Raw genomic sequence first — 14751 nt, 5'->3', positions numbered from 1 at the left:
GTTGTCGCGGCGTGCTCGGGAAACTCGGGGCGGCATACGAAATCACCCCACTGTCAATATGATTCGCCGAACTCGGCGATACGACGATCGTAGCCCAGGGCGGAACGGCGGGAACTGCCGAAAAAGTTGATGTCATGCCATGTCACTGCTGTCGCAGCCTCTGCCATTCTTTGTCGGACGGCCGATTCGGCGTTGCGGCGTGGGTACAGTGACACGTCGAAAGCGCCTCGCGCATCGGGACTATCGAGGAGGCCGCCATCGATACTTTGTCGAGTTTGCTGGAAACCGCTCTCCATGAGAACTGCCGACGCGATCCGGACGGAATCGCGTGTTCGGACGGCGCAACGCAGATGACATATGCGCACCTGGCCCGCGCGGTGCACGCCGTCCGTCTCCGGCTCCGCCGCCGGATCGACTGTTCGGCACCCGGTTCGGTGGTCGTCGTCGCGGCCGAGTCCTCGTGCCGATTCATGACCATCGCCCTGGCGTGCCACCTCGAGCGGTTGGCAGTGGTGCCGGTCAGCTCGACCGCTCCGGCCGGCCACCTCCGTGCCGTGGCGGCACGATGCCGCGCCGTCGCCATGGTCAGCGCCGCGGACGCCGAACCGTCGTCGCCGACGGAAACGGAGCCGCCCCGCTGTCTCGATCCGGCCGACCTCACGGCGCCCTACGAGAGGCCGGACATCGCGATTGCCGGCCGCGGTACGGATCCGGCGGAGCCGGCCTTCGGCGTGTACACCTCGGGCTCGACGGGCGTGCCGAAGGGAATCGGGTTCTCGCAGCGTCAGATGGGCATGCTGGTGACCGATATCGAGCGGCGGCTCCGATACCGCGACAGCGATATCGTGTTGTGCGCACTGCCGCTCGCCTTCGACTACGGCTATTACCAGATCCTGCTGAGTGTCCTGGCCGGCAGTCATCTCGTGCTCGCCGCCGGAGGCGCGACCGCCGTCAACCCGAGACTGCTTGCCAGCAAGGGCGTTACAGTACTGCCGGTGGTGCCGACCCTGTTGCGGGCGTACCTGCTGGCCGCGCGGACAAGTCGATCGCTGCCACCGTTGCGCCTGGTGACCAACACCGGCGAGCGGATGCCCGCGCCGCTCCAGTCGCTGCTGGCCGAGGCACACCCCGACGTCGAGCTGGCGCTCATGTACGGGCTGAGCGAATGCAAGCGGGTCTCGATCGGCGTCTACACGGCCGCCGACCTGCCCCGGCCCGATGTCGGCACGCCGATTCCGAGTGCCCGCGTCGCGATTCACGGTCCGGGCGGTCCGGTGGCGCCGGGCGTATACGGCGAGATCGTCGTCCGCGGGCCCGCGATCTCGCGCCTGGACCTGGAACGGACAACGGCCACTTCGGCTCTCGACGACGTGCCGGAATTGCGAACCGGTGATTTCGGCCGGCTGGACGCCGAGGGTCTGCTGTACGTCGAGGGCCGGTCCGCGGAGCTGCTGAAGATCAACGGCGTGCGGGCGAGCCGAGCGGAGATCGAACGCGCCGCCGAACAGGCGCCCGGGGCCCTGCAGGCCTGCGTCGGCGTCGGCGCCGACGGTGAGGTGACCCTCTGGCTCGTCGGTTCCACCTCGCCGACCGAGCTGTTCGACACGCTCGCCCGCCACCTCGACTCGATGAAGATCCCCGCGTCGCGACGGATCGTCGACCGGCTGCCGGTCAATGCCAACGGCAAGGTCAGCCCGAACGGATCACCACGGTGACCGCCACCGGTCTCACCGTGACTCCGACCATGGTGCGGCGGCTCGCCCGCCATTTCGGCACACCGCTCTACGTGTACGACGCGGCGGCCATCGATCGGGCGGTCCGGGAGCTCGGCGCGCAACTGCCGGCCGGTGCCCGGCTCTACTATTCGGTCAAGGCCAACCCCTTGCCCGAGATCGCCGCGCGAATGCGCTCGCACGGCCTGCCTCTCGAGCTCAGCTCGACCGGCGAGGTGCAGACCGCCGCCGCGGCGGCGGCGCTCGACGGCGCGATGGTCACCGGGCCGGGAAAATCGCGGGCGGAGTACCGCGCCGCGATCGGCAGCGGGGTGCGGAAGTTCTCCGTCGAATCGGCGACCGATCACGGCAACCTCGAGCGCGCCGCGGCAGAGTGTGCCACCGCCGTCGACTATCTCGTTCGGGTCAACGCGCCCGCGCAGGGACGTGCGGCGATGCGAATGAGCGGTCGCCCCAGCCAATTCGGAGTCGACCCCGAGACGTTCGACAGCGACACGCCGCTGTTGCGGGGCGGCCGGTTCGCCCGTTTCCGGGGGCTGCATTTCTTTCCGGCGAGCAATGTCGTCGATGAGAGCGAGCTGCTGACGTCCTTTCGTGTCAGTGCCGCGGCCGCACGCGGGCTCGTGGACCGCTATCGCCTGACGATGCTCGAACTCGACCTCGGCGGCGGGTTCGCGGCGCCCTTCGGCACCGCGAGCCCGCGACACCACTACCCGCGACTGGCCGCGGAACTCACCCGGATCTTGAACGAGCAGCTGCCCGGCCCGCGCGACGGGAGACTGACGGTGTCCTTCGAATCGGGGCGCTACCTGGTGGGCGGCGCGGGCGTTCTGGTCACCGCGGTCCGCGATATCAAGCGTTCGCACGGAAAGTCTTTCGCCATCCTGGACGTGGGCATCAATCACCTCGGTGGCATGGCGGCAACGGGCCGGATCCTGCCCAGCCGATTCGAGCCGACCAGGGTCGGGTCGATATCCACGGCCCCGTCCGCCGGCTCCGCGGCGCCGTTCGCCGGGACCCTCGCCGGGCCGCTGTGCACGCCGGCCGATATTCTCGTCCCCGACGCCGCCTTCGACGAACTCGCCGTCGACGACCTGCTGGCCATCCCGAACGTCGGCGCCTACGGCCTGACCGCGGGGCTGACCGATTTCCTCGGTCACCCGGCGCCCGCGGAAATCCTGCTCGACGGCGACCGGATCGTTTCCGCGACGCGGAGATCCGCCACTCGTATCTCGCTGCCGCCACTTCCCCCGCGGCAGACCATGACAGATCCGGCAGCCGTTCCGGAGGAACTGCCAAGAATCGGCGAAAGTGACTGAGCCTCTTGTATTTCCGGAAAGCTCGTCCATAGTTTGACTCACGCCGATCGTCCGTTGGACCCGGCTCCCGCGACGTCCTTCCGGGACTGTCGCATATGCCGCAGTGGAGGAGAAATGGTGCAGAGATCGCCGGAGGTGCAATTCGTCCTCGAGTTGGCCACGGCGCGGAGCGCAGATGTCGATATCGCTCGGTGCCGGGACATCATGCGGGCCGACTCGTTCGACTGGGATCGGGTCGTCGCGCTCTGCTCGCGGCATCGGGTGCTTCCGCTCGTCGCGCGCACCATGTCCCGCCTGGGCCTCGAACGGCTGTCCCACTGTGTCCATGCGTCTTTCGACACCGCCATCGGCTCGTACTTCTATCACCGGGAGCGCAACCGAGCCCTCACGGCCGAGTTCGCCGACATACATCGGCACCTGTCGACGCATGTTCCGCGGGTGGCCGTCCGGAAAGGGATGTATCTGGCCAACTGCGTCTACCGCGACGCGGGGCTGCGGCCGATGGCCGACCTGGACCTGCTGATCGACCCGGCCGACTCCGCACAGGCGCTCAAGGCGATGGAGCAGCTCGGGTACCACGCCGGCCGTCCGACCGACGATCTTCGCCGCATCACGCCGATCTCCCGCGCCGAGCTTCGGTACTGGCAGATCAACACGAACAATCTGCCGCCGTTGCGACGGCCCACGAGCGATCCGCACGTGCGACTGTTCGTGGTGGATTTCTCCACCTCGATCACGCCCACCGCCGCGGCGGGGCGCGCCTCGACCGCGGACATCCTCGACCGCTCCGTGGCACTGGACATCGGCGGGACGACCGCGCTGGTGGAAGCTCCGGAGGATCTCGTACTCGACCTCTGCGCGCATATCTACAAGGAGTCCACCACCCTTCGGTATATCCACCGGCGCAAGCATCAGCGCCTGATCCAGTACTGCGACGTGCGCGAGGCGCTGCGCCATCACCGCGAGTCCTTCGACTGGGCCGCGTTTCGGAAGAATTGCGCGGCAGCCGATCTGGACGGTCCGTGCTACTTCGCACTGACGCATCTGAACCAGCTGTTCCCCGGCTCCGCTCCGGACGACGTCGTTGCGGAACTCGGCGCGGGGGTGAGCCGTGACTTTCTCGACCAGTACGGCGCATCGGAGGAACCCACGCCGCTGCGGTGGCGGATCCCGTTCCCGGAGCGGATGTTCTCGTCGGCATCACTGTCGGACGTGCCGACATCGAAGACCACGATCTAGCACCGGCCATGACAGGAGACGTCGAGTGATGCCCGAAATGACGCGCCCCGACTGGGAATCCGATCTCGAAGCCATGGTCGCCGACCATCTGCCCGATTTCGGCGGCGAAACGACACTGGATCCGGCGACCTCGCTGCCGAGCCTCGGACTGGACTCGCTGTCCACGGTGCGGCTCCTGGTGGCGATCGAGGATCGATTCCAGGTCGAGTTTCCGCCCGAAGACCTGGCGCCCGCAACCTTTCGAACGCTGGAAAGCCTTCGGACGGTTGTCGCCAGGGCGCTGGATCCATCCGAGTAGCGAAAGGAGGTGACAGCGATGCGAATCGATTTCCAGAAGATCGATATCGCCGGGATCGAGGATATCGAGCTCGACGATATCGTCGGCGGCACCAGTGTGCCCTGCCCGGTGATGTGATCCCGGTTACGCGGATATCCGTATCCGCTCGATCAGGGCTCTGGGGGTTCCGGAGCCTCCAGAGCTCTTCCGAGACGACAGGACACCACAGTGCGATATTCGGCCTTGGCGGGCCAGGAGGATCTACTGCTTGAGCAGGAACGGCCCGGGTGTTCGAGCAGCCATCTCGGTTTCACCGTCGCCTTTCCTGCCGATGTGCGACCGGAACATATCGTGTCGGGCGCCGACGCGGTCGTCCGCGGCTACGCGGCACTGCGGCTGCGCTTCTTCCGCCGCGCGGACGGGGGCTACGACCAGGAGGTCCAGGACATCGGCGAGCACCGCCTCGCCATCGAATTCCACGACGTCTCGGACGCGGATGCGGCCACCCTCACCCGTTACCTGGAGGTATTACAGCACCGGGACGCACAGGAATGGGACTGGGCGAATCGCGCCGTCTACCGGTTCGTCGTCGTGAAGGCCGCGGGCGGAATCCATCATCTGGTCATCTCCCTCCAGCAGGTGGCGATCGACCGGATGTCCATCCGGCTGCTGCTGCGCGGGCTCGTCGACGCGATACTGCAGGCGGCCGACGGTACCGCGCCCTCGCCCCCGTTCGACGACTACGAATCCGCGGTCGCCGAGGCGCTGCCCACACCCGAGACGGCGGCCGCCGCCCGACGGTACTGGGAGCGCGAATTCGCCGGTGCGGCAGAAGCTCTGGCCGAACACGAACAACTCCCGGCCGCTCCTCCGCACAGCGCGCACGCTGTCATCGAGTCCGCCGCGTACTCGGAGCTGACCGGATCGTCCGCCGGCCCCTGGCACAGCCCCGCTCTGTTCCTGGAACGGCTGCTCACCGAATGGGCGCGATACCACCCGGGTCCGAGCCTCGTCGACCTGCGACTGAGCTATCGCACAGACCGCCTGGCCCGCCAGATCGGGATGTTCGGCACGGTGCGACCGATGATCGTGGACCTCGGTGATCCGGCCTGGCGCCGGCGCGTCGGCGGCAAGCTCATGCGCACGGCCGCACACCAGCACGTCGACAGTTGCCGGCTCCGCGCACTCGAGCGCCGGCATGCCGTGCCGAACCGGCCGTTCCCGACCTTCAACTTCGTGCAGCGCGCCGAGGAACCACGATCGCACCACACCGCCACCGTGCAGACCCGAACATTCCGGCCGCGCCGGGCGACGGCCCGGCCGGTGGCGGTCCGAATCGACGACACCGGCCGGTCCTTCGAGGTCACCGTGCAGATGAACGTGGCCCGTCATACCGTAGCCGACGCCCACCGGATGCTGCACCGATTGGTGCACGGATGACCGGGAGCATCGCGTCCGAGGAGACCTCGCCCGGCCGATTCCGCAGGGCCGCTCGCGAAGCGCACGGACGCGCGGCCACGTTCGGCGCACCGACCTTCGTGGGCGGGCGCGACCCGATTCCCGGCCGGAACCCGTTGCGCCGCCGGTGGGCCGACGGTCATATTCCGTTCTACCCCCAGCTCGGCGCCGCCGACTGCGGCGCTGCCTGTTTGCGAATGGTATTGGTGCACCGGGGGATAGCGGTGGACGCTCAGGAACTGCGACACGAGACCGCCACCGGGCGGGACGGGGTCTCGGCGCTGGCCCTGTTGCGTGTCGCCCGCAGACACGGGCTGGACGGCAGGGGCGTGCGCACGAACTTGGCCGGTCTCACCCGGCTGACGCCCGGCGCCATCCTGTTCTGGCGCTTCGATCACTTCGTCGTGCTGGATCGGGCGTCCCGATCCGGGGTGTCGATCATCGACCCTGCCGTCGGTCGCCGCGTCCTCAGCTACGACGAAGCCGACCGTGATTTCACCGGGGTGGCAATAGAATTCGCTCCCGGCCGGACCGGGCAGCCGGTGGTGCCGGACCGCTCGTCCGCTCCGAACAGTCTCGCCGTGGCGCGGCGGTTCCTGCCCCGCACGCGGCGATGGTTCGCCGCGCTGGCGGTCTCCGCCCTGTTGCTCGGCTACGCGCTCGTCCTGCCCACGGCCCTCGGCCGCATGGCGGCGACGAGCGGCGCCGGCGGCGAGCCGTTCGCCGACCAGCCGGTGCGGTTCGGCGTACTGCTGGTTCTCGTCGTGGTCTCGTTCGGGGCGCTGCAGGTGGCACGGTCCCGGTTGATCGTGTCGATCCAAAGCCTGCTCGAACAGCGCGCCGGACACATGCTGATGGCGCGGCTGACCCGGCTGCCGCTGGACTTCTTTCTCGCGCGGCATCCGGGCGATCTCGCCCACCGGGTCCGGGCCGCGGCCCGGCTCAAGCAGGTCATCTCGGTGGCCACCCTGGGCGCGATGTTCGATGTGCTGCTGGTCGCCGGCTACCTGTCGATGATCGCCTACCGCCAACCGCTGCTGTCGCTGCTGATAGGCGGATTCATCGCACTCTTCGGCACCGCGATGGGCCTGTCGTGGCGCCGCGAACGGCAGTTGTCCGCGGATATGCTCGAGGCGCACATCAGGACCACCGGCGAGACACAGGAACTGCTCACGCGGATCACCACGGTGAAGGCGCTGGGCGCCGAGGGCGCCGCCCATCTGCGGTGGATGAACTCGTTTTCCAGGGAGCTGAGCGTAGGGACCCGGAAGCGACGCCACACCGGAATCCTGACGTCCTTCGTCGCCACTATTCAGTTCGCGGCGCCGCTCGCCGTGCTGTGGGGCTCGATCGCGGTCTCCGGCGGCGACCCGGCCGCCTTCCCCGCCGCCGTCACGCTCAGCGTGCTCACCGCGGGCCTGTTCGTCTCCCTGTCGAATGTGGCGACCGCCGCGACCACGATGGTCGAACTGGCCCCCGACCTGATGCGGATGAACGATATCCTGACCGCCGCGCCCGAACCCGCGGGCGCGGCGTCGACGTGGCTCGACGAACCGCCGTCGGTGGATATCCGCGGTGTGACCTACCGCTACCCCGGTGCTGCGTCCGACTCGATATCCGATATCTCCGCCGCCGTCCCGCCGGGCGGAACTCTCGTCGTGATCGGTCCCTCGGGCTCGGGCAAGTCGACGCTGGGCATGCTGCTCGGCGCCCTCATCCGGCCGGTATCCGGTGCGCTCACGATCGCCGGCCGCGATTACGCGAATCTCGATCCGAGTGAGCTGCGTCGACGCATCGGCTATGTCGACCAACACGCCGGCCTGATGGCGGGCAGCATCGTCGACAACATCAGGCTGGGCGCGCCCGACGCCTCCCTGGAACAGATTCGCGACGCGGCCGCACTCGCCGAAGCCGACGGGTTCATATCGAGCCTGCCCATGACATACGAGACCATCCTGGGCCCTGACGGCGCGGGATTGTCCGGCGGCCAGCGACAACGAATCGCGTTGGCGCGAGTGCTGGTCAAGAAGCCCCGGCTACTCATCATGGACGAGGCCACCAGCGCGGTCGATCCGGCCACCGAGCAGGCCATCTTCGGCAACATCCAACGGCTGGGAATCACCCTGATCGTGCTCGGCCACCGCGCCGCACTGACCGAACAGGCCACCGGCGTGCTGAGGATGGCGGCCGGGGCCGGGGAATTCCACACCCCCCGGCAATCCGAATCCACGGACCGACAGGAGATGTCGTGACAACAGCCACAGCCGGATCGAACGCTCTCGCGGCGGCCGCCGCGGTGGCCGCGGTCGCCCGCTCGGAGTCGGCCGAGGCCGACCGCCGCGGGGTGTTCGCCGCGGAGTCACTCGAAGCGATCAGGTCGACCGGCCTGCTCGCGACGTTCGCGCAGGACGATATCGGCGCAGCCGGAATCCCGGTCGCGTACTCGGCGGTTGCTCGTGTCCTGGGCCGGGCCTCGGCTTCGGTCGCGCTGATCTGGGTCATGCACAGCCAGCAGGTCTTGACGATTCGCCGATACGCCGCCGACGAGCTCCGGGACCGGGTCTTCGACTCGGTCCGCCGGGGCGCGAACTACATCGGCTCGGTGACGACCGAAACATCGACAGGCGGTGACCTGCACACCAGTGATGTCGCCCCGGTGCCGGACGGCGAGCGCATCGCCATCCGGCGTCACGCGCCCGTCGTCACCGGCGGATGTTTCGCCGACTCCTTCCTGATCAAGACGCAATCGACAGCGAGTCGTTCGCCGCGTGACACCGCGCTGGTATACGCGGACCGCGAGGACCTGACGGTGACCGTCGGCCCGAGCGTGGACATGATGGGCATGCGGTCGACCGGCAACGTCGCGCTGGACTTCGCCGGGTCGGTGCCGCGAGCCAACGAGCTCCGCACCCCGCTCCCCGAGCTGCTGCCCGCCTATTTCGCACCGCTGGCGCATATCGGCTGGGCATCGGCCTGGCTCGGATGCGCCGAAGATGCCCTCGCCAAGGTGCTGCGGTGGATTCGCCGGGGCGCCGGACGCCGGCTGGTCGAATCCGACGCGGCACTGGAAGATCTGGCGCGCATCCGAGCGGATATCGAGGTCGTTGCCGCCTGTCTGGGGGCCTGTGTGCGCCGGGCGGCCGACGACGCCGATCTGGCAGGCTCCACCGACCAGATCCACCTCAACGTGCTGAAAACCGTGGCAAGCCGGCACTGTTTCACCGCCGTGGACCGCATGGTGCGACTCGTCGGATGGGACGAAGGCTACCTGCGAGATTCGGAGCTGGGATTGGAACGCTCCCTGCGCGACCTGCGTGCCGCCGAACTGATGTTCCACGACCGCAGACTGCGCCGGTCTACCGGTGCACTACTACTGCAGACTCCGGACGCGGCGCTGATGGGCTGACCTGCGTCGTCACGCGGTGCCCGCGTTGAGATCCGTAGCGAAGCCGCCCATCGATCGACGCAGTTCGGCCCGGTCGTTGACGCCGAGCCTGCGATACAGCGCCCTGATGCGCCGGTACATCGAACGCTCGGAAATGAACGCGCGCCGGGCGATCTCCGCCACGGTCATCGAACCGAGCAGCATGCCGACGAGCTCCGACTCGGCCACCCCAAGGGACCGCCCGCGGATCATCGGATCGGGCGGGGAGATCTGGGATACCGACGCCCGAACCGGGGCTTCGCCCGACTGGGAGGAGCCACCGGCCGCGCGCGCGGGTAGGTTCCGGGTGCCGGTGGTGAACCAGCGGATGACGTCTTGCTGCCTCCGATTCGCAATCGCGAGGTTGACCACGAGATCGGCGCCGGACCGGATGGCGTAGTGGGTCGGATGCCCCGTGACATCGTTGGTCACCGCGACGATCACAGCGGCTGGCTGGCGCGACCGCACCTCGTGCACCCGATCGCCCTGCCGTTCGGTATGGACCGGGAGAAAGATGATCGGATCCGATATGTCGTCCAAGGCGTCGATTTTCCCATCGTCGACGAATTCCACCCTCCCTGAGCCTGATGTGCCGTCCCGACCGTTGTCCAGCGACGCGAAGACCTCCCGCAAACTCGCATGGACCAAGATCGCGGAATCCACTACCCCCCCTTTCCGCCGCGAACGCCTCGCTCGGGCGAACCGGCTGTGCCGTGCAGGAACGTCACCATCTTGGGTCAACTGCCCGAAGGCCGCCCCCCTGGACCAAAACAACTGCAGGTCAGCGACGTCGAATCGTTGTCCGGTCCGGACGTGTCCGCATTCCCACCGGAGGTCGTATCGCTATGCCGACATGCGAAGCGACTATCGCACGGACCAGTTCGTATTCACAGCGATTGCAGGCCCGACAGTCGATCACCCTGGCGTGCCGAACAACATGTCCCCGGCCCGGCGGATCGAGCCCATCGGTCCGAGTGTAGGACGAATTGATATCCCATCGATCGCGATCAGACCGGAGAGATTGGTGAGTGTTGCTCGCTCCGCGGATTACCGCCAGCGGATGCAACGGCTGACGGAAATCGACCTGCAGACCGTCGAGATCGGCTTGTACTTGTGGGAATATCGTCCTGGCGACTGGCTCGCGCCCCATGTGGGCAAGAAGAACAAGATTGTCACGCAGATCGTGTACCTGACCGAGCAATGGTGCACACCCGACGCCAGCCGTTTGCTGATCCTCAATTCCGCTGATCCCGCAGACCTGCACCGGGCCCTGCCACCGATCTGCGGCAGCAGCGTGATCCTGGTGCACTCGGAGTGGTCATGGCATAGCGTCGAGAAGCTCGCACCCACCAGTGCTCCATGACGATCGCTGACCATCACCTTTCGCCGAGCATGGGAGACACGATGACATCGGTGCAGCCACCGTCGGACTCGACGACATGACCGTACGGCTGTCCGATCGGCGCTTCCTCACCGCACTCGCCGCCGACGCCGCACTGCCCGAGGCCAGCTGGGACCGCTTCTTCATCATCCTGGACAAAACTCGACAAGATCGGCTGGGACGGCGTCCGCACCGAACTCGACAGCCTGGGCCTGCCCGCCATTGCGACCACCCGTGCACTCGAGATCATCGACCGACTCCAGGAAGTCCCGGCGGGCAAGCTCATTGACACCGTCGCCGACGCGCTGCCGTGCCTCGACATCGCCGTGCTGGATGATCTCGCCGCTACGATGGGCAGCCTGGATCGGCTCGGCGAACAGCGCCGCGCGGGTTGGTGTTTCGATCCGACGCTGGTGCGAGGGATGGGTTATTACACCGGTCAGATCTTCGAGATCTCGCATTCAGGAATGTCGAGCTCGGTCGCCGCCGGCGGCCCCTACGACAACCTGATCGGCCGCACCGTCGGCCGGGACGCTCCTGCTTGTGGGTTCTCGATCGGATTCGAACGCATCATCGGGCTCGTCCAGGACACCGGCACACGCTCCGCAGTCGCTGTGCTGGCCGAAGCCGATGTTCCTGTCGCCGACGTCCTCGCTGTTGCCCGGGGCCTCCGGTCCTCGGACCGGATCGTAGAGATCGTCCCGCGCAGCGGAAAACTAGCCGCCCAGCTGAAACGCCTGGAAGCAGCGCAATTCGGATCCTACGTTGCGGTCCGTACCGATGGCGGCAACCTCGCAATCGAGGACGAACGTCACTTGGGAGGCCCTCGGCCGGGCAGGGCATGAAGTGTTGCGGAACCTGTCCGGTGAGCGCTCCTGCCGGAATAGCTGGAGATCGGGCGGCCGGTGCACACCGATTTCATGAATCCGTCGATAGCAGCATGAGATAGCCCATTGCACCGCTGTTCGGACGCTGGCGGGTTCCGCGGATCGCACTGCCATAGTCGGGCACAATCGTGGCGATCGAGATCGATGCAGACTGAGAAGCTGAGCCGAGACCGGGACAGGTGGGGATATGGACGAACACAACGGTGGCACAACAGGATCCAGCGCGGGCAATGGTCCAGAGGAGCAGTTGCGCCAGCTTCTGGCGCCCAGAGTGCGAACGCATCTGGGCGAAACGACGGCGCGGGTCGTGTACTTCACAGTCCGTGCGGCGATCCTCTACGCGGTGCTGGCCGGCGGGTTCGCGCTCTCGTCCACCCTGCCGAACACACCGCTATCGCGGATAGACATTCAGCTCGTGATCGACCACAACGAGGGGACTGCCCTCCTGGGACTGTTCGTCACCGTAGTGATCGCGCTCCATGTAGTTGCGTGGTGGCTGCGCACGGCAAATCCCCAACCCCAGCCGGCCACCGGCCTCTCCCCGGAAGAATACGATGCGCGAGCTGCTCTCTATGCTCGTCATCTTGTCATGTCACAAGCCGCCAGTTTGTGCGGGGTGGGTGCGATCGTGGTCGGGCTCTCGTCCTTCGTCGATGCCGTGGCGTTGAAGGGCAAGCTTCTCACCGGAGTCGCCATCTTGCTGGTTGCGATAGTGATCGCGATATTCAGCCTCGATGCGGAGGCCGGCCTGCGTGACGGCAAGGACCTTGAAGCCGAGGTTCGGCGCGACCGCAATGCGGCCGAGCTCAGGCGGCTACGCCGCCTCGTGGGTTCCCCCGCCGACGGTTCCCCTGGCCCTGAGGATCCATCTGCGCGCTGGTCGGATGCGAGGACGGCGGCACCCTACCCGAATGCCTGGAAATGGTTGTGGTGGGTCCGCGAGATCGCCGGGATCCTCCTGATGACGCTGGCGATCCCGACTGCTGCCCTGACCTACGCCAGCCGCAGCAGCGGAACCTCCTGGGGTGAAATTCTCTCATCGATGGTTTCGACCCTTGGACTGGTGCTGCTGATCGACGCCTTGTTCGTCACGATGATCGTCGCCACGATGGCCGCGCTCATCTTTCAGCATCGCGTCATCGCAGCTGCCTACGCGCTGAGCGTGACAGCTCTGCTCGCTACGCTGACCGTAGCCATGGTATCGATGTTCTTCGACGGAACAGCGATAACGGCAGACCGCGTGATCACCGTGGTGTCCGGTCTGGGGCTGTTCTGGGCACCGGTGGTGATTACGCTGCGGGCCTTTGCCATCAATCCGGTTCGGAGTGGACGGTTTGTCGGTGGCGCAGTGCGCCGACTGATCCGAGTGACGATCCTATGCCCGCATAGATACGCTGAATCTCGTTGGTGCACCGGAGTCATCGTCGTCGGTGCCGGTTGGGCAGCCGACAGGTTGGCGACTGCTGCTTCGGCCTTGGAGATGGCCCGCGGCGTTCGCTAGCCTCGATCTTTCGTGAGGGTGGGAGTTGGCCCGAAGGGGTTCGAGGTGGTTGTTTTCGCTGGTCGGGGCGGCGTGAGCCGCCCCGACCAGCGGGTGGGCTGCCGGGTTCCACGAGCCCGGAGGGTGTCTTTCTTGATTCGCAGGGACGGGTTGATACTGGTCAGGGAGCTGCGAGGCGGGTGAAAGCGGTGAGCGCGAGACCGGTCCACGGGTGGTGGGCCGCCAGGCGCAGGTGGACCCGGCAGGCGTGACGGGCCAGGCGCGCCGGGATCGAGAACAGTCGCAGTCGTAGTGTTTTCGGTTCCCATCGGCGTGCGTGATGGCCGGCGAAGGCCAGTGTCTGTGTCCAGGCGGTCAGGTCCATGGCGAGTGCGACGATCGCTGTCCAGATGCGGTTGGCGTTGTAGTTGTGGAACGGGAGATTGCGCAGGCCGGTGTCCTTCGCGGCGCGGATCCGGTCCTCGCACCGGGCGCGGCGGCGGTGCCGCAACTCCAGCTCCGGTAGCGCCCCGGCCGTGGTGTTGGTGACGAATGCGGTCAACCGGAGACCGTCATGGTCGGTGAACCGCAACTGCGCACCAGGGTGCGGTCGTTCCTTGCGCACCACAAGCCGCATCCCGGGCGGCCAACCCGACAGATTCAGCAGGCCGGTGACCTCGGCAACCCATGCACCGGGCCGGACTTTCCCGTCGGCATCGCAGGCGGGGATCCAGTTGCCGCCGCCGAGTTCGTCGAGGGCAGCCACGATGTCGTCGGTGAGGACGAACCCGATCGAATACTGGACTCGGCGGCGGTGGCAGTAGTCGAGGAATTCGTGGGTGCCGCCACCGGAATCGGCGCGGACCAGCAGTTTGCGGCCGACTCGCCACCGGTTGACCTGCGGTATCTGCGCCAAAGCATCAGCCAGTAGTTGCTTGTGGTCATGGGCGGTGTTCGAGCCGGCGTTACCGGGGCGCAGCATCACCGCGGCCGGTTCCCCGGTCCCGGCTTCGCCGTGGTCGATGAACGCCCACAACGGGTGGAAACCGAAACCGCGTTTGAACGTCGGTGCCGCGTGTTGTTTCTCTGAGTGCGCCTCGGTCAAAGTGGCATCGAGATCGATCACCAACGGCGCCGCCGCGTCGACCCCGTAATCAGGGGCAGCCGTTCCCGCCGATTCCCACGCCTGGGCTCGCGCCTGCGCGCGAGCTGAAGCAATCCCCGCCAACGCTTTGCGCGGATCACCGGCCAACTCTGTGATCAACCGGGACACCGTCGGATCCGAAGCCACTACACCGAACACACCGGGCTCGGCCCGCAGCAACGCCAGATCCGAGACACAATCCCCACCGAGCGCGAGCATCACCGCCAGATCACCCACGATCTTGCCCGGATCATGCACCGCACCCGATCTACGCCACGGCGACAACCTCTCGGACAACTCCCTGCTCAGCCCGGTCTTCTCCATCGTCCGCAGCAGCAATCCCGCCCCCGCCTGCGACACGACCGGCGACCCGCCGTCCTCGATTTTCACCGACGGATACCACGACATA

Annotated in this window: 12 protein-coding genes; 10 read left to right on the top strand and 2 right to left on the bottom strand. The window is 67.0% G+C overall.

The features are described 5' to 3' along the window. Nucleotides 1–266: 266 nt before the first annotated feature. The 7 genes from ACT86A_RS14300 (at nt 267) to ACT86A_RS14270 (ending at nt 9432) form a co-directional block, all read left to right on the top strand. Entirely contained in the window at nt 267–1715 is a 1449-nt protein-coding gene (locus tag ACT86A_RS14300) for a class I adenylate-forming enzyme family protein (protein ID WP_445092596.1), read from the top strand. After that, a complete protein-coding gene (locus ACT86A_RS14295; RefSeq protein ID WP_445092595.1) occupies nt 1712–3052 on the top strand; it encodes a type III PLP-dependent enzyme domain-containing protein in 1341 nt (446 codons plus the stop codon). The genes ACT86A_RS14300 and ACT86A_RS14295 overlap by 4 nt, the downstream gene beginning before the upstream one ends. A 117-nt stretch (nt 3053–3169) precedes the next feature. After that, on the top strand, nt 3170–4291 hold the full coding sequence (locus ACT86A_RS14290) for a nucleotidyltransferase domain-containing protein (protein ID WP_445092594.1): 1122 nt from the start codon (nt 3170–3172) through the stop codon (nt 4289–4291). Between the two features lie 28 nt (nt 4292–4319). Then, nucleotides 4320–4589, top strand: coding sequence for an acyl carrier protein (locus ACT86A_RS14285; RefSeq protein ID WP_445092593.1), 270 nt, complete (start codon nt 4320–4322; stop codon nt 4587–4589). A 207-nt stretch (nt 4590–4796) separates the two neighbouring features. After that, nucleotides 4797–6008: a condensation domain-containing protein gene (locus ACT86A_RS14280; RefSeq protein ID WP_445092592.1), complete on the top strand. Its 1212-nt coding sequence runs from the start codon at nt 4797–4799 to the stop codon at nt 6006–6008. Next, nucleotides 6005–8278 carry a peptidase domain-containing ABC transporter gene (locus tag ACT86A_RS14275; protein ID WP_445092591.1) on the top strand — a complete coding sequence of 758 codons (2274 nt, stop codon included), beginning with the start codon at nt 6005–6007 and terminating at the stop codon, nt 8276–8278. Before ACT86A_RS14280 ends, ACT86A_RS14275 begins: the two co-directional genes overlap by 4 nt. Beyond that, nucleotides 8275–9432 carry an acyl-CoA dehydrogenase family protein gene (locus ACT86A_RS14270; protein ID WP_445092590.1) on the top strand — a complete coding sequence of 386 codons (1158 nt, stop codon included), beginning with the start codon at nt 8275–8277 and terminating at the stop codon, nt 9430–9432. The genes ACT86A_RS14275 and ACT86A_RS14270 overlap by 4 nt, the downstream gene beginning before the upstream one ends. 9 nt (nt 9433–9441) lie before the next feature. Here ACT86A_RS14270 and ACT86A_RS14265 read toward each other — a convergent pair whose 3' ends face one another. Continuing rightward, a complete protein-coding gene (locus tag ACT86A_RS14265) occupies nt 9442–10113 on the bottom strand; it encodes a helix-turn-helix transcriptional regulator (protein ID WP_445092589.1) in 672 nt (223 codons plus the stop codon). Nucleotides 10114–10303: 190 nt separating this feature from the next. On the opposite strand from ACT86A_RS14265, the gene ACT86A_RS14260 reads away from it, so the two are divergent. The 3 genes from ACT86A_RS14260 to ACT86A_RS14250 all read left to right on the top strand — a co-directional run bounded on the left by ACT86A_RS14260 (nt 10304) and on the right by ACT86A_RS14250 (nt 13219). Beyond that, nucleotides 10304–10813 (top strand): 2OG-Fe(II) oxygenase, encoded by a 510-nt coding sequence (locus ACT86A_RS14260; RefSeq protein WP_445092588.1) that lies wholly within the window; start codon nt 10304–10306, stop codon nt 10811–10813. A 95-nt stretch (nt 10814–10908) separates the two neighbouring features. Further along, nucleotides 10909–11676 carry an ATP phosphoribosyltransferase regulatory subunit gene (locus tag ACT86A_RS14255; protein ID WP_445092791.1) on the top strand — a complete coding sequence of 256 codons (768 nt, stop codon included), beginning with the start codon at nt 10909–10911 and terminating at the stop codon, nt 11674–11676. A gap of 229 nt (nt 11677–11905) precedes the next feature. Next, the gene (locus tag ACT86A_RS14250; protein WP_445092587.1) at nt 11906–13219 is read left to right on the top strand and encodes a hypothetical protein; all 1314 of its coding nucleotides are present in this window, start codon (nt 11906–11908) and stop codon (nt 13217–13219) included. Nucleotides 13220–13379: 160 nt separating this feature from the next. Here ACT86A_RS14250 and ACT86A_RS14245 read toward each other — a convergent pair whose 3' ends face one another. After that, entirely contained in the window at nt 13380–14750 is a 1371-nt protein-coding gene (locus tag ACT86A_RS14245) for an IS1380 family transposase (protein WP_445092586.1), read from the bottom strand. Nucleotide 14751 lies beyond the last annotated feature (1 nt).

Source organism: Nocardia glycosmidis (assembly GCF_052545115.1).
Note: the sequence above shows the minus strand (reverse complement) of the source record. Positions and strands in the feature narration are given on the sequence as shown.